The organism is Priestia filamentosa, assembly GCF_900177535.1.
Lineage (GTDB): Bacteria > Bacillota > Bacilli > Bacillales > Bacillaceae_H > Bacillus_I > Bacillus_I filamentosa.
On record NZ_FXAJ01000010.1, the window covers coordinates 1 to 15,049 of the forward strand.

The window sequence follows — 15,049 nt, forward strand, 5'->3', positions numbered from 1 at the left end:
CTGACTAATACTAATCGATCGAGGACTTAACCTAAGAATTGATCATAATCGGATATGTTTTTCCTTGCCTTGTTATTTAGTTTTGAGTGAGCAATTTTTTTAAAAAACGCTTGCTTTTTCGAAAGAATGCTTGTATAATAGATAATGTTGCGTCACTTAACCAAAAGAATTTGTCTGGTAACCATAGCCAAGAGGTCACACCTGTTCCCATGCCGAACACAGAAGTTAAGCTCTTGAGCGCCGATGGTAGTTGGGACTTTGTCCCTGTGAGAGTAGGACGTTGCCAGGCTAACTATATTCCACAGTAGCTCAGTGGTAGAGCTATCGGCTGTTAACCGATCGGTCGTAGGTTCGAATCCTACCTGTGGAGCCATTTGCTTCCATAGCTCAGTTGGTAGAGCGCTTCCATGGTAAGGAAGAGGTCATCGGTTCAATCCCGGTTGGAAGCTTGCCGAGCACATATTAAGCAGTTATGGCCCGTTGGTCAAGCGGTTAAGACACCGCCCTTTCACGGCGGTAACACGGGTTCGAATCCCGTACGGGTCACTTTTATTACATAGCAACAATTTGAGCGGAGGATTAGCTCAGCTGGGAGAGCATCTGCCTTACAAGCAGAGGGTCGGCGGTTCGAGCCCGTCATCCTCCACCATTTAAAATAATATAGTAACCTATGCCGGTGTAGCTCAATTGGTAGAGCAACTGACTTGTAATCAGTAGGTTGGGGGTTCAAGTCCTCTTGCCGGCATCCTTATTTCTTGGAGGGGTAGCGAAGTGGCTAAACGCGGCAGACTGTAAATCTGCTCCCTCTGGGTTCGGCGGTTCGAATCCGTCCCCCTCCACCATTTTTGTTTAAAACAAAAGAAATTGGGTACACTACATATAGAATAATATTGGGCTATAGCCAAGCGGTAAGGCAACGGACTTTGACTCCGTCATGCGTTGGTTCGAATCCAGCTAGCCCAGCCAATGAGCCATTAGCTCAGTTGGTAGAGCATCTGACTTTTAATCAGAGGGTCGAAGGTTCGAGTCCTTCATGGCTCATCTTGATTCATTGGAACTTAAAGCCGTGAAGATTTTCATATTCTGTGAAAATCTTCACGGCTTTTTATATATTAAAAACAAATGCTTTCTATATTAACTAATCTTATCGTCTTGATTCTATTTTCCCTCTTATTTAAAGTTTAAAGGTGATAATTCTTTTGTTCTTTGTTTCCAACCCAAAAAGCTTTCTTTTTCAGAAGGTTTCTCTTTTTATACAGATAAAAGTAAAAATGGTAAAAAATTAAATTTTGTCTCTTTTGTAATATAAAAAATGTTAAAATGTATCATTGGAATGAAAAATATTTGCGGAGAAATGAAACCTTTTAGAAAAAGAATCGTACTACAATTATCCCGCAATGGGCGGAGGTACTCAGGAGATGGATTTGTTTATAAAAAGCAAGATAAAGAAAGTAAAAAAAGGGGATCAGAACGCTTTTGCTGAGGTTGTAGAATATTATAAAGATAAAATCTACCAGCTTTGCTATAGGATGTTAGGGAATGCTCATGAAGCAGAAGATATGGCACAGGAAGCCTTCTTACGCGCATATGTTAATATTGATAGTTATGATATTAAGCGTAAGTTCTCAACATGGCTTTATCGAATTGCTACAAACCTTTGTATTGACCGTATTCGAAAAAAGAAACCTGATTACTTTCTTGATGCTGAGGTTGCTGGGACTGAAGGACTGAACATGTACTCTCAAATTGCTGCAGATGGAGAGCTCCCAGAAGAAAGTGTAGAAAAACTTGAGCTTCATGAATATGTACAGCAACAAATTGCCCAGTTGCCTGAAAAATATCGAACAGTTATTATTTTAAAGTATGTAGATGAACTTCCTTTAAAAGAGATTAGCGATACTATGGAGTTACCAATTGGGACAGTGAAAACAAGGATTCATCGTGGACGAGAGGCTTTAAGAAAGAAGCTCCGTCATATGTAAGGGGTGATTGCTATGGAATGTAAAAATGTTTCACTATTTATGCATGAATATCTTGATGGAGATATAGAGGCAGCTGATGAACAGAAGCTAAGAAAACATCTCCAAGAGTGTGAGGAGTGTAGTGAGCATTTTCGTGAGCTGAAACGAACAATTGCTTTTATTCAAAGTACTTCACATGTTAATGCTCCAGCAAACTTCACAGAAGGAGTCATGAACCGTTTACCTGTAGAACGTAAACGAGCAAAAGCAAGAAGATGGTTACAAGGCCATCCCCTCCTAACCGCAGCGGCTGTTTTTTTCGTTCTAATGCTTGGAGGAGCCCTTTCTAGCTGGTCGAATAACAGTGAGTTCTCTGTGTCAAAACAGGACAACGTTGAAGTGAAAGGACATACGGCAATTGTCCCAGAAGGAAAGACTGTTCAAGGAGATCTTGTTGTGAGAAACGGTAATACCCGCATAGAAGGTAAAGTAAATGGAAGTGTGACCGTCATTAACGGTTCTAATTATCTTGCATCAGCAGGGGAAGTAACCGGTGAGATTAGAGAGTTAGACCAAATGTTTGAATGGTTATGGTACAAAATGAAGTCGACAACGGATAATATTGTGCATGCTTTTTAGAAATTAGGGAAGATGATATAAAAAGGCAGTTATTTTACTACTTTGCCTTTTTTATATCATCTTTTTTTCAACTTGTTAACAACGCTCATATTAATATGTTTTATGATATAATAAAAAAGTTATGAAGCTTTTGAAATCACTATGATAAAGCATATTAAAGTATTCACAAAACTAAATACACGAATAATAATTAGACGGTATAAAAAATAGGGTGATGATTATATAAAGAGGAAGTGAGATCATGCTCTTTGGAGAGCTACCGGTTTTGAATTATGTAGGAAATGTTATCGATGTTCTCCTAGTCTGGTTCGTTATTTATAAAATCATTATGGTAATTCGAGGTACAAAAGCCGTTCAACTTTTGAAAGGGATTACGGTAATTATTGTCGTCCAGTTCTTAAGTAAATTTTTAGGGTTAAGAACGCTCGAATGGATTATGGACCAGGCACTTACATGGGGATTCTTAGCAATTATTATCATCTTCCAACCAGAGCTAAGACGTGCTTTAGAACAATTAGGACGCGGAAAGCTCTTTTCTCGAGGATCGGTTCCTGAAGAAGATGAACAAACAAAAGTAATTGAAGCAGTTGTAAAAGCAACAAGTTATATGGCGAAAAGACGTATTGGTGCTCTTATTTCTATTGAACGTGAAACAGGAATGGGAGATTATATTGAAACAGGAATAGATCTAAAAGCGAAGGTATCATCTGAATTACTAATTAACTTATTCATTCCGAATACCCCGCTGCACGATGGTGCGGTTATTTTACAGCGCAATGAAGTAGCAGCAGCAGCTTGTTATCTTCCACTTTCAGAAAGCCCTTTTATTTCTAAAGAACTAGGAACCCGACATCGTGCAGCTGTTGGAATAAGTGAAGTGACAGATAGTATTACAGTAATTGTTTCTGAGGAAACAGGTGGTATTTCTGTGACTAAAAACGGTGAGCTTCATCGTGAATTAACTCCAGATTCTCTTGGTGAAATTCTGACAAGCACACTTATTGGCCAAACGAGATCATCCTCTGGAGCTCGCTGGCAGTGGAGGGGGAAAAGAGATGGATAAACTTATGAATAATCATTGGTTTATGAAAATCATCGCTTTACTATTAGCTTTTATGCTGTATCTATCCGTCACATTAGAAGAAACAGGAAGCAGCAGCTCTCCTTTTAACTCTTCAAGTAGCAGTGGAAGTACAAGCAATGAAGAAACCCAAACCATTCAAGATGTTCCTGTTACAGCTTATTTTGATGATGAGAAATATATTGTATCAGGACTGCCTGAAACAGTAGATATTACCTTAAAAGGATCAAAGAGTGACATTAAACTTCAGCGAGATGTAAAAGTATATGCTAACTTAGAAAACTTAAAACCAGGTAATCATCAAGTTAAACTTCATGATAATATTGATGATGGTTTAAGTGTTGAAATTGATCCGAAAACTGTGCAAGTTACAATCGAGCAAAAAGTATCAAAAAAGTTTCCACTTGAGGTTAGCTTAGCCTCAGACCAGATTAAATCTGGATATGTTGCCGGCACTCCTTCTGTTTCACCTAAAAGCGTTGTTGTAACAGGTGGAAAGTCACAGATTGAATCTATTTCTTCTGTGAAAGCATTAGTTGAAGAAGATGATGCAGATAGCACAATAAAGCAACAAGCAAAAGTTGTAGCTTTTGATCGTAACTTAAATAAACTTAACGTTGATACAAATCCAGAGTTTGTACAAGTTAATATACCAATTAAAAGGGAAAGCAAAAGTGTCCCATTAAAGTTCGAGGCATCTGGAACTCCCAGTGAGGGAGTGAAGGTAACAAGCATCGAACCACAGACAAAAGAAGCTGTTATTTATGGAGATGAAGATGCTTTAAAAAGTGTGAATGAAATTTCAGAAATCCCTGTTGATGTTAGTGATATTAGAGGTACAGAGACCGTAGAGGTAAACGTCCCTTTACCAGAGGGCATCAAGCGAGTAAGTCCTGAAAGTGTAAAAGTCAAAGTCAATACTTCTGAAGGTAGTACAAAGGAAGAAGAAGCTAAAGAAGACGAAAAAGAAACAGTAGAAAAAGAATCAACGGAACCAGAAGAGACTACTACAGAAGAGGAAGAGAAAGAACAAGAGAAGGAAGATGAAGAAGAGACGAATTTAACGAGAACTATTAGTGGTGTTAGTCTCTCAATTGGAGGTCAATCGGATTCTTTTCTTTATCAAATGTTAACTCCATCAAATGGGACAATTAGCATAAGTGCAACAGGACCTAAAAATACGGTTCAATCTCTAAGTGCAGGAGATATTAGTGCAAGTGTGAGTGCAAGCGGGTACGAAGCAGGTACATATACATTGCCTATTAGCGTAAGCGGACCAAGTGGAGTACAAATCACCCCGAACACGAGCACTGCCAAAGTAGAGATAACAGCTAAAGAAGAAGAAGAAGAAGAGCCTCCACCAGAAGAGGAAGAAGAAGAGCAGCAAGGTGAACAAACAACAAATTACGAACAGCAACAAGAACAAAATCCAGCAAACAGTGAATAAAGGAGAGAATATGAAATGGGTAAATATTTTGGTACAGATGGAGTTCGTGGGGTAGCGAACAGTGAATTAACACCTGAATTAGCCTTTCGGGTAGGACGCTTTGGGGGATATGTCCTAACAAAAGATATGGAGCGACCAAAAGTCCTAATTGGCCGTGATACACGTGTTTCTGGCCATATGTTAGAAGGAGCTCTTGTAGCAGGTCTTCTTTCCATTGGAGCTGAGGTTATGCGTTTAGGCGTTATCTCAACACCAGGAGTAGCATATTTAACAAAAGCAACAGGTGCACAAGCAGGAGTGATGATTTCCGCTTCACATAACCCTGTTCAGGATAACGGAATCAAGTTCTTTGGTTCTGATGGTTTTAAACTTTCAGATGAGCAGGAAGAGGAAATTGAAGCTCTTTTAAATAGTACTGAAGATACATTACCACGTCCAACAGGAGCCGATCTTGGTCAAGTAAATGATTACTTTGAAGGTGGTCAAAAATATCTTCAATACTTGAAGCAGAGTGTTGATGAGGACTTCTCTGATATCCATGTTGCACTTGACTGTGCACATGGAGCAACGTCTTCTCTAGCTGCTCATCTTTTCGCAGACCTAGAAGCAGAAATTTCAACAATGGGAGCTTCTCCGAATGGTACGAACATTAATGACGGGGTTGGATCTACACACCCTGAAGTGCTTGCTGAATTCGTAAAAGAAAAAGGTGCTGACGTTGGACTTGCTTTTGATGGAGACGGAGATCGTTTGATTGCTGTTGACGAAAAAGGGCAGATTGTTGATGGAGACCAGATCATGTATATCTGTGCAAAATATTTAAATGAGCAAGGTATGCTGAACGAAGGTACTGTTGTGTCAACAGTAATGAGTAACCTTGGCTTCTATAAAGCACTTGACGAGCACAGCGTAAAAAGTGTAAAAACTGCGGTAGGAGATCGCTATGTTGTTGAAGAGATGAAGAAGAATGGATACAACTTAGGAGGAGAGCAGTCAGGACATATTATTTTCCTTGACTACATTTCAACAGGGGATGGAATGCTTTCTGCTATCCAGCTTGTGAATATTATGAAGGTAACGAAAAAGTCGCTTTCAGAGCTTGCAAGTGAAATGAAGAAATTTCCGCAAATCTTACAAAATGTTCGTGTAACAGACAAGCATAATGTAACATCTAATGAAAAAGTAAAAAATATTATTGAAGAAGTAGAGAAAGAAATGGGAGACCATGGGCGTGTACTTGTAAGACCTTCTGGTACAGAACCATTAGTGCGCGTGATGGTAGAAGCTCCTACAGATAAAGAATGTAAAGAATACGTAGATCGCATTGTAAAAGTCGTTGTAGACGAAATGGGTCTAGACGCTTAATCCTTTATGCATAGGAAGTGGAACATTTTCACTTCTTATGCATATTTTTATTAATGTCTGATACTTTATGGTAGATGACAAGCCTGTTATACAGTTGTAAATATCGTCATAAAATGCTTAACAGGAGGGATGGATAAAGGATTTTATACTGTAAAAAAACAATTTTGTAAAAGAGTTCACAAAATTTTAATTGACGGTTTTTTTGGACTATTGTAATATAAAGCTGTTCGTCTCTTAAATATGGAAAAAGAGGCAACGCTACATTTAACGTATTTATAAAAGCGCCTGAACTAAGCAAAGAGACGGAACTGTTGCTTAGTTGACGAGGAGGAGGTTTATCGATATTTCGGCGGATGCCTCCCGGCTGAATGTGACCACAGCCGTAATTTTCTTGTCTAAATCAGCGAGGTGACTCGTTGGACAACGACAGAAAAGTGGTTTCTTTTGTATTTAAACTTGTTCGGTTTAACTTAAGGAGGAAAAAGTTTATGTGTGGAATTGTCGGCTATATTGGAACTCAAGATTCAAAAGAAATTTTATTACGTGGATTAGAAAAACTTGAATATCGTGGCTATGATTCAGCAGGTATTGCTGTAATCGGAGACAACGGTGTTCAACTTTTTAAAGAAAAAGGACGTATTGCGAAATTACGTGACGCAGTTGATTATGACGTAGTAGCACCGGCTGGAATTGGTCATACACGTTGGGCAACACACGGAGAGCCAAGTAAATTAAATGCTCACCCTCATAAAAGTACTTCAGGTCGTTTTACATTAGTGCATAACGGCGTTATCGAGAACTATTCACTATTAAAAAATGAATACTTACAAGATGTAACATTTGTAAGTGATACAGATACAGAAGTTATTGTGCAACTTGTTGAAAAGTTTGCGAACGAAGGATTGGATGTTGATGCAGCTTTCCGTAAGACAGTAGGTCTTTTACATGGTTCATACGGTTTAGCTCTTATCGATGAAAAAGATCCTGATACTATTTTTGTAGCAAAAAACAAAAGCCCACTTCTTGTTGGTCTTGGTGATGGATTTAACGTTGTAGCAAGTGATGCAATGGCAATGCTACAAGTAACAGATCAATATTTAGAGCTTATGGATAAGGAAGTTGTTATTGTTCGTCGTGATAATGTAACAATTGAAACCTTAGAAGGCGAAATCATGGCACGTGAGCCTTACACTGCTCTAATTGACGCAAGTGACATTGAAAAAGGAACATATCCTCACTATATGCTAAAAGAAGTTGATGAGCAGCCTGGTGTTATTCGTAAAATTATTAGCGAATACCAAGATGCTAACAACGAGCTTAAAATTGATGAAGATATCTTAAAAGCAATGAACGATGCTGATCGTCTTTACATCGTTGCATGCGGAACAAGCTATCATGCAGGTCTTGTTGGTAAGCAGTTCATTGAGCAATGGGCAAAAGTTCCTGTAGAAGTTCACGTGGCAAGTGAATTTTCATACAATATGCCGCTTCTTTCTGAAAAGCCGCTATTTGTTTTTATCTCTCAAAGTGGAGAAACAGCAGACAGCCGTTCAGTACTTGTTCAAGTAAAAGAAATGGGTCATAAAGCTCTTACAATTACAAATGTACAAGGTTCAACACTTTCTCGTGAGGCAGATTACACACTTCTTTTGCATGCAGGTCCTGAGATTGCTGTAGCTTCTACAAAAGCATACACAGCGCAACTAGCTGTTCTATCTATTCTTTCAGCTGTTACAGCTAAATCAAAAGGAATTGAGCTTGGTTTTGATTTCTTACAAGAACTTGCTATTGCAGCAAACGCAATCGAAACACTTTGCGATGATAAAGAAGAAATGGAAAAAATCGCACGTGAATTCCTATCAACAACTCGTAATGCTTTCTTTATCGGCCGTGCAGTTGACTACTATGTAGGTCTTGAAGGATCACTAAAACTTAAAGAAATTTCTTATATCCAAGCAGAAGGTTTTGCTGGTGGAGAACTTAAACATGGTACAATCGCTCTTATTGAGAACGGTACGCCTGTTATTGCTCTAGCAACGCAAGCACATGTAAATTTAAGTATCCGTGGTAACGTGCAAGAAGTAGCAGCTCGTGGTGCTAATCCTTGTATCATTTCTATGGAAGGCTTACAAACAGAAGAAGACCGCTATGTTCTTCCTGCTGTACATGAAACACTTGCACCGCTTGTAGCAGTTATTCCTCTTCAACTTATTGCGTACTATGCAGCATTACACCGCGATTGTGATGTTGATAAGCCACGTAACTTAGCAAAATCTGTTACAGTTGAGTAAGTAAGACAGTTTTATAAATAAAAACATAAAAGCCGATACTGAATTCAGTATCGGCTTTTTGTATTGTTGAAGATATTTAGAATTATACTATTATCAACTAAGCCCACTATAGCTGTGGTCTCTGATCTCATGCTTCAGTTTTTTACGAATTGAGATAAAGGAGATAGAACAAAATAAAAACTACCATAAACAAAACACTTGCCAAAAAGAAAAATACAGTGTATATTATTGATACATCAATTATTGACGTATCAATTAATTTATTTGGAAGAAAGAAGGGATAATTTTTGACAACAAGGTGTTCACAAGAAGGGGAAATTTTGTATCAACTACACTACTTAAGCAAAGTGATTGGCTTGAAATTTGAAGAATGTACTGGCATTAGCCAATCTCGATTAGAATTGCTTACATTGCTTTATCAAGTTGATGAAATCAGTCAAAGTGACCTTCAAAAAAAGGTGAATATTGATGGGGCTGCTATTACAAGACACGTCAAACAGCTTGAGAACAAAGGAATGGTATCAAGAAGAAGGAAACCTGAAGATAACCGAATAACGCTTGTTAAGTTATCTAACCAAGGACGAGAACGAATCGAGTCTTACAAGAAAGAGAAAGAGCGTTTCATGGAGGAAATGCTTGTTAATATTAGCACAGAAGAACGTAATGTACTTCTTCATTTACTATCACAAATGAAAAAAAATATAGAAAATATTAAAGCATAGAGGAGTTTTACAGATGGGGACTACAGTAAAAACAAATGATTTTATGAAAATCATGAAAGAACGTCGATCTATACGTAACTATGATCCAACAGTTAAAATCAGCAAGGAAGAAATGACTGCAATATTAGAAGAAGCAACTACAGCACCATCTTCAGTCAATGCGCAGCCATGGCGTTTTCTTGTTATTGAAAGTGACGAAGGAAAAGAAGAACTTGCGAAACTAGCTAAATTTAATCAATCACAAGTTACTACTTCCTCTGCAGTTATCGCAGTATTTGCAGACATGCAAAATGGTGAATATATCGAAGAGATTTACTCAAAAGCCGTTGAGCTTGGATATATGCCACAAGAAGTTAAAGAAAGACAAGTACAAGCTTTAACTGCGCATTTTGCGAAGCTGCCGGCACAAGACAACCGTGAAACGATTCTAATTGATGCAGGACTTGTTTCAATGCAGTTAATGCTGACAGCTCGTGCTCATGGATATGACACGAATCCAATTGGAGGATATGAAAAAGAAAATATGGCCGAAGTTTTTGGAATAGAAAAAGAGCGTTATGTACCTGTTATGCTTTTATCAATTGGAAAGTCAGTTGATGAAGGATATGCTTCATATCGTTTCCCTATTGATAAAATTACACAGTGGAAATAATACAATTTTACATTAGAAAATAGTAATGATTATTTAATTAAGATTCATATGTGTTTGAAGATTACAAAATGCTCTCTAGAATATATTAGGTATTTAAGAAAGTATAAATATCTAGTCTAATAAATAAAAAAGAGCAGACAAATTTGGGAATTTAGGGCTATTTAATCAGAATCCATTTTGAAAAACCTTTTTCAAAGTGGATTCTTTTTATTTACTGGAGAGGGTAAGTTCCGAGAAGTTTTTAGCTAATTCTAAAGTTAGTGGTTAAAGAAATAGTATGCATGTACTTGTTGGTACGGGCAGGTGCTTTGCTTCTTCTTTATCTTTTGAACTGTTTTACATTATACATTTTCATTTAGAGAAATTATATCTAGAGGACTTTATCTATTATTATGAGGTTTAATTTTTCAGCTTTTATGGGAGTAAGGATGCTTTGCTTTTATTTATATGACGGGTTCTTATTATAAGAATTATTGTCAGTTTTCATTAAAAAACCTTGCTTCTTATAAAGCAAGGTTTTTCCATATTAAAATTCCTCATATATAGCAGGATCTTGATCGTTAATTCTTCCATCTGGACGAGAAAGGGAAGCAATTTCTTTCATATCTTTCTCATCAAGAGAAAAGTCAAAGATAGAAATATTCTCAAGCTGGCGCTCAGGAGAGGCTGACTTCGGAATAGGAACCGCTCCTAGCTGATAGTGCCAGCGCAAAATAACTTGAGAGATCGTTTTGTTGTGTTTTTCGGCAATGTGAGCAAGTTGATCGTTACGAAGGACATCACTTGCACGAGATAAAGGACTCCATGATTCTGTTTTTATATTCTGTTCTACATGCCATTTATGTTGGTATTCCTGATTAAAAGCCGGATGAAGTTCAATTTGATTTATACTTGGCTTCACACCTGTTTCACGTTCAAGTCGTTCAATATGTTCAGGTAAGAAATTGCAAACACCGATTGAGCGGATAAGACCCCATTTTTTAGCTTCAATTAGTGCTTGCCATGCTTCTACATAGTGATCTTGTTTTGGGTTTGGCCAGTGAATAAGATATAAATCATAGTAATCCAAGTTAGCTCTGTATAGAGACTCTTGAATTGTTGTAACAGCTTTATCATATTCATGATAACGACCAGGAAGTTTGGATGTAATTCTTAACTGTTCTCTTGGAATGGAGCTACGGCGAATTGCTTCCCCAACAGTTCCTTCATTCTCATAGTTATAAGCAGTATCAATTAAGCGATATCCAATGTCAATAGCACTCTTAATCGCATTAGATCCCACATTTCCATTAAGAGCGTATGTACCAAAACCGATAGCAGGGATTGTTGTACCATCATTAAGCGTAACTTCTGGTATTGACTTACTCATTATGAATCACTCCTTTTATATTTAATTTACCACTTTTTGGGCAATTGAAACAATTTTAAAAGCTTATCATGGTAATGTTATGAACTTAATAGGAATTTGTCATCTTCATAATAGAGAAAAATTGGTAAGATGAGTGTAGGATTAATTTTAGTGAGGTGGAGTGGAGATGAAGAAACTAATTAGTTATATCACTGTTTTCTTGCTTGTTTGTAGTACTGTGACCATTTTTCTTGGACAACCTTCTCAAAGGGTACATGCAGCGAAAAATTCAAATGTGAAAGAGCTTAATGTAGGAGAGTTTTTTAATGATAAAAACGGTACATTTGTACTCCGAGATATGAAGACTGGAAAAACACTCTTTTATAACAAAGAGAGAGCTCAAACAAGATTTGCCCCGCAATCTACATTCAAAATTCCAAATTCACTTATCGGCCTGCAAGTTGGAGCTGTAAGGGATGAATATGATATTAAATATTGGGATGGAGAAAAGCGTGAGATTGAAGAGTGGAATCGAGACCATACGCTTGGATCTGCTTTGCGTTATTCAGTTGTTTGGTACTATCAAGAGATGGCTCGTGATATTGGAAACGATCGAATGAAAGAGTGGATAGAGAAAATATCTTATGGGAATAAGGATATTAGCGGTGGAATTGATCAGTTTTGGTTAAGTAGCTCCCTTAAAATCTCACCACTAGAACAAGTAGATTTTATAGAAGAACTGTACAAAGAAGAGCTTCCCTTTGATTTAGATGTAATGAGAACTGTAAAACGAATGATGGTTCAAAAAGAAGGAAGAACTTACACCATCCATGCGAAAACAGGTCAAGGAAGCGAACAAGGATGGTATGTTGGGTACGTTGAAAGAGAAGGACATGACTATGCATTTGCCGTTAACCTTGATGGTACATCTGCAGAAGCTAAGAGGATTACAGAAGAAGTATTGAAGAAATATAATATAATCAAAGAATAAGAAAAAGGGTAAGAAGCTGGTTGCTTCTTACCCTTTTATATGAATTAAAGCCCTGTTGAAATATATTTTACTTCAAGATAGTCTTCGATGCCGTAATGACTTCCTTCACGTCCAAGTCCACTTTCTTTAAAGCCTCCAAATGGAGCTTGTGCAGTAGATGGCGAACCATCATTTACACCAACAATTCCATATTCAAGTTCTTCAGAGATATATGTTGCTTCTTTTAAATCTTGAGTAAATACATAGCCTGCTAAGCCATATGGACTGTTATTTGCACGTTCAACAGCTTCTTCTGTTGTTTTAAACGTTACGATTGGTGCAAGTGGCCCAAATGTTTCTTCAAACATACATTTCATATCTTCTGTTACGTTTGTGATAACAGTTGGTTCCATAAAGGAGCCACCTTTGTTTGTAATAGCATTTCCACCTACAAGCACCTTAGCTCCTTTTTCAGTTGCGTCTTTAATTTGAGCAACTACTTTATCAACAGCTTTTTGATTAATAAGTGGCCCAACATTTGTATCTTTTTCAAGCCCGTTTCCAACTTTAATTTCTTTCACTTTTGCAACGAATTTTTCTGTAAATTCTTCGGCAATATTTTCGTGAACAAAAATACGGTTTGGACAAATACAAATTTGTCCGGCATTAGAGAATTTAGCAGTAGCCAATCCTTGTACAGCAGCGTCAATATCAGCATTCTCTGTTACGATAAATGGAGCATGTCCACCAAGTTCAAGAGAAAGTTTTTTCACTGTATCAGCAGCACCACGCATTAAATGCTTACCAACAGCTGTTGAACCTGTAAATGTTAACTTACGAATACGGCCATCTTTTTGCCACGTATCACCAATTGCAGCTGCATCACCTGTTACAACGTTAATAACGCCGTTTGGAACACCAGCTTCTTCTGCAAGCTCTGCAAGACGGAATGCTGTGAATGGTGTTTCTTCAGACGGTTTTACAACAATTGTGCATCCTGCTGCAAGAGCTGGAGCAACTTTGCGTGTGATCATAGCAGCTGGGAAGTTCCAAGGCGTAATTGCTGCAACAACACCAACCGGTTGTCTTTTTACAGTAATACGTTTATTAGGATGACTTGCCGGAATTGTTTCACCGTAAAGACGCTGACCTTCAGCAGCAAACCAAGCGATATAATCATTTCCATAGGCAATTTCACCTTTTGCTTGAGCTAATGGTTTCCCTTGTTCTGTTGTCATAATTTGAGCAAGATTGTCCGTATCTTTCTCAATTAATTCATGCCATTTCATTAAAATTGCACTACGTTCTTTTGCTGTTTTCTTAGACCATGTTTTAAAAGCTTTATGAGCGGCATCAGCAGCATCTTTTGCCTCTTGTGCTCCTGCATTTGGAATAGCTCCAATAATTTCATTTGTAGCAGGATTAATAACGTCTATTGTTTTTTCTACTGTTGACCATTTTCCATTAATATATAATTTATTTGGATACATTGTACAACCTCCTAAGTATGAATAAGTCTTGTTGTTATCTACATTATCTACACTAGCACCATTTTTGCTTTGGGGGAACTTCCCTTATATACTAAGGGTATAACCAAATGTTATAGGTGATGCAAATGAGAACAGAATGGCTTCAATCTTTTATAGAAACAGCTAAAAAAAGAAGCTTAAGCAAAGCAAGCGAGGCTCTGCATATGACACAGCCTGCGCTTAGTAAGCAAATGAAAAAACTAGAAAATGATTTAGGTGCAACCTTATTTATTCGCTCAGCTTCAGGAGTTGAGCTCACGAAAGCAGGAGAAATATTGTTTCGAGAAAGTGAGGACATCTTGTCTAAAATACATGCCGTTGAAAGGAGCATTAGAGCTTCTGAAGAGCAAGGGAATATTACTATTGGAACATGGCAAAGCATGGCGGCTTTTTATTTACCATACAAGCTAGCACTAGCTAACGATGAAAAGTCTCACATTGATATTAAGATTGGACATCACTATAAAGATTTGCTAACGCAGTTAGACACTAATGAAATTGATGCTGCTCTTTTTGATGACCGGGCAATTCAACATTCGCATTGGAGTAAGAGCTTACTAAAGGAGCCCTTTTATCTTTTTGTAAATGAACAACATCCGCTTGCTAGGAAAAAGAGCGTGTCTTTTTCAGAGTTTCAGCAAGAGAAGATTGTTGTTCTCCCTTCAGGATGTGATGTAAGAACGCTTGTGGAGAAAGAATATGAGCATCATGGTATCACTCTTAGAGTTAGCAGTGAAATCGAGTTTGCTCAGAGTATTATCGGGTTTATTTCGGCAAACTTAGGCATTTCTATCCTCCCAGAAATTTTCACGAAAGATATTGGACGTTCAAATATTAAGGCTCTGCCAATTGAGGATTTTCATCTTCAAAGAGAAACTTCTTTGATAACAAAAAATCCGGACATAGGGAAAAAACTTTATAAGTTATTCTTTAGTTCAGATATTTGATCCTGTTATTCCTCCTAGAGATAAGGAAGGTTTTCTTTAGTGTGAAATACTATCAAAACAGTAATATTCATGTATAATGATAGAGCTATGATTTTCT

Annotated in this window: 12 protein-coding genes, 8 tRNA genes and 1 rRNA gene; 19 read left to right on the forward strand and 2 right to left on the reverse strand. The window is 37.5% G+C overall.

The annotated features are described in order from the left end of the window. Positions 1-173: 173 nt before the first annotated feature. The 17 genes from rrf (at position 174) to B9N79_RS22595 (ending at position 10,158) form a co-directional block, all read left to right on the forward strand. Positions 174-289, forward strand: a 5S ribosomal RNA gene (gene rrf / locus B9N79_RS22515). A 9-nt stretch (positions 290-298) separates the two neighbouring features. After that, positions 299-373 (forward strand) — tRNA-Asn (locus B9N79_RS22520). Positions 374-376: 3 nt separating this feature from the next. Next, a tRNA-Thr gene (locus tag B9N79_RS22525) sits at positions 377-449 on the forward strand. Between the two features lie 25 nt (positions 450-474). After that, positions 475-546: transfer RNA gene (locus B9N79_RS22530), tRNA-Glu, on the forward strand. 27 nt (positions 547-573) lie between these two features. Further along, a tRNA-Val gene (locus tag B9N79_RS22535) sits at positions 574-649 on the forward strand. Between the two features lie 23 nt (positions 650-672). Next, positions 673-745: transfer RNA gene (locus B9N79_RS22540), tRNA-Thr, on the forward strand. Positions 746-757: 12 nt separating this feature from the next. After that, positions 758-842 (forward strand) — tRNA-Tyr (locus B9N79_RS22545). Positions 843-891: 49 nt separating this feature from the next. Continuing rightward, positions 892-966: transfer RNA gene (locus tag B9N79_RS22550), tRNA-Gln, on the forward strand. A 2-nt stretch (positions 967-968) separates the two neighbouring features. Then, positions 969-1,041, forward strand: a tRNA-Lys gene (locus tag B9N79_RS22555). A gap of 377 nt (positions 1,042-1,418) precedes the next feature. Next, positions 1,419-1,982, forward strand: coding sequence for an RNA polymerase sigma factor SigW (gene sigW, locus B9N79_RS22560; protein WP_085118993.1), 564 nt, complete (start codon positions 1,419-1,421; stop codon positions 1,980-1,982). A 12-nt stretch (positions 1,983-1,994) separates the two neighbouring features. After that, on the forward strand, positions 1,995-2,600 hold the full coding sequence (locus B9N79_RS22565; RefSeq protein WP_019395606.1) for an anti-sigma factor family protein: 606 nt from the start codon (positions 1,995-1,997) through the stop codon (positions 2,598-2,600). Positions 2,601-2,841: 241 nt separating this feature from the next. Next, positions 2,842-3,663, forward strand: a complete 822-nt coding sequence (gene cdaA, locus B9N79_RS22570; protein ID WP_019395605.1) for a diadenylate cyclase CdaA — start codon at positions 2,842-2,844, stop codon at positions 3,661-3,663. After that, complete coding sequence (locus B9N79_RS22575) at positions 3,656-5,128, forward strand: CdaR family protein (protein ID WP_048896667.1); 1,473 nt, start codon at positions 3,656-3,658, stop codon at positions 5,126-5,128. The genes cdaA and B9N79_RS22575 overlap by 8 nt, the downstream gene beginning before the upstream one ends. 15 nt (positions 5,129-5,143) lie before the next feature. Next, positions 5,144-6,493, forward strand: a complete 1,350-nt coding sequence (gene glmM, locus B9N79_RS22580) for a phosphoglucosamine mutase (protein ID WP_085118996.1) — start codon at positions 5,144-5,146, stop codon at positions 6,491-6,493. A 488-nt stretch (positions 6,494-6,981) separates the two neighbouring features. Continuing rightward, the gene (glmS, locus tag B9N79_RS22585; RefSeq protein ID WP_019395602.1) at positions 6,982-8,784 is read left to right on the forward strand and encodes a glutamine--fructose-6-phosphate transaminase (isomerizing); all 1,803 of its coding nucleotides are present in this window, start codon (positions 6,982-6,984) and stop codon (positions 8,782-8,784) included. Positions 8,785-9,071: 287 nt separating this feature from the next. Further along, positions 9,072-9,506 carry a MarR family winged helix-turn-helix transcriptional regulator gene (locus B9N79_RS22590; protein WP_019395601.1) on the forward strand — a complete coding sequence of 145 codons (435 nt, stop codon included), beginning with the start codon at positions 9,072-9,074 and terminating at the stop codon, positions 9,504-9,506. Between the two features lie 13 nt (positions 9,507-9,519). Continuing rightward, on the forward strand, positions 9,520-10,158 hold the full coding sequence (locus B9N79_RS22595) for a nitroreductase family protein (RefSeq protein ID WP_046218268.1): 639 nt from the start codon (positions 9,520-9,522) through the stop codon (positions 10,156-10,158). 526 nt (positions 10,159-10,684) lie between these two features. Here B9N79_RS22595 and B9N79_RS22600 read toward each other — a convergent pair. Next, positions 10,685-11,527: an aldo/keto reductase gene (locus B9N79_RS22600; protein ID WP_019395599.1), complete on the reverse strand. Its 843-nt coding sequence runs from the start codon at positions 11,525-11,527 to the stop codon at positions 10,685-10,687. Between the two features lie 166 nt (positions 11,528-11,693). On the opposite strand from B9N79_RS22600, the gene blaOXA reads away from it, so the two are divergent. Then, positions 11,694-12,497 (forward strand): class D beta-lactamase, encoded by an 804-nt coding sequence (gene blaOXA, locus B9N79_RS22605; protein ID WP_040059913.1) that lies wholly within the window; start codon positions 11,694-11,696, stop codon positions 12,495-12,497. A gap of 44 nt (positions 12,498-12,541) precedes the next feature. On the opposite strand, the gene B9N79_RS22610 is transcribed toward blaOXA, so the two are convergent. Further along, the gene (locus B9N79_RS22610; protein WP_040059911.1) at positions 12,542-13,966 is read right to left on the reverse strand and encodes an NAD-dependent succinate-semialdehyde dehydrogenase; all 1,425 of its coding nucleotides are present in this window, start codon (positions 13,964-13,966) and stop codon (positions 12,542-12,544) included. Positions 13,967-14,091: 125 nt separating this feature from the next. Between B9N79_RS22610 and B9N79_RS22615 the strand changes: the two genes are divergently transcribed. Beyond that, on the forward strand, positions 14,092-14,952 hold the full coding sequence (locus B9N79_RS22615; protein WP_019395583.1) for a LysR family transcriptional regulator: 861 nt from the start codon (positions 14,092-14,094) through the stop codon (positions 14,950-14,952). Positions 14,953-15,049: the final 97 nt, after the last annotated feature.

What these genes read in the sequence shown, in the direction of transcription:
- glmM (WP_085118996.1), top strand. Translation starts at nt 5,144, where the DNA reads ATGGGTAAATATTTTGGTACAGATGGAGTTCGTGGGGTAGCGAACAGT.
- glmS (WP_019395602.1), top strand. Translation starts at nt 6,982, where the DNA reads ATGTGTGGAATTGTCGGCTATATTGGAACTCAAGATTCAAAAGAAATT.
- sigW (WP_085118993.1), top strand. Translation starts at nt 1,419, where the DNA reads ATGGATTTGTTTATAAAAAGCAAGATAAAGAAAGTAAAAAAAGGGGAT.
- blaOXA (WP_040059913.1), top strand. Translation starts at nt 11,694, where the DNA reads ATGAAGAAACTAATTAGTTATATCACTGTTTTCTTGCTTGTTTGTAGT.
- cdaA (WP_019395605.1), top strand. Translation starts at nt 2,842, where the DNA reads ATGCTCTTTGGAGAGCTACCGGTTTTGAATTATGTAGGAAATGTTATC.
- B9N79_RS22595 (WP_046218268.1), top strand. Translation starts at nt 9,520, where the DNA reads ATGGGGACTACAGTAAAAACAAATGATTTTATGAAAATCATGAAAGAA.
- B9N79_RS22575 (WP_048896667.1), top strand. Translation starts at nt 3,656, where the DNA reads ATGGATAAACTTATGAATAATCATTGGTTTATGAAAATCATCGCTTTA.
- B9N79_RS22600 (WP_019395599.1), bottom strand. Translation starts at nt 11,527, where the DNA reads ATGAGTAAGTCAATACCAGAAGTTACGCTTAATGATGGTACAACAATC.
- B9N79_RS22610 (WP_040059911.1), bottom strand. Translation starts at nt 13,966, where the DNA reads ATGTATCCAAATAAATTATATATTAATGGAAAATGGTCAACAGTAGAA.
- B9N79_RS22565 (WP_019395606.1), top strand. Translation starts at nt 1,995, where the DNA reads ATGGAATGTAAAAATGTTTCACTATTTATGCATGAATATCTTGATGGA.
- B9N79_RS22615 (WP_019395583.1), top strand. Translation starts at nt 14,092, where the DNA reads ATGAGAACAGAATGGCTTCAATCTTTTATAGAAACAGCTAAAAAAAGA.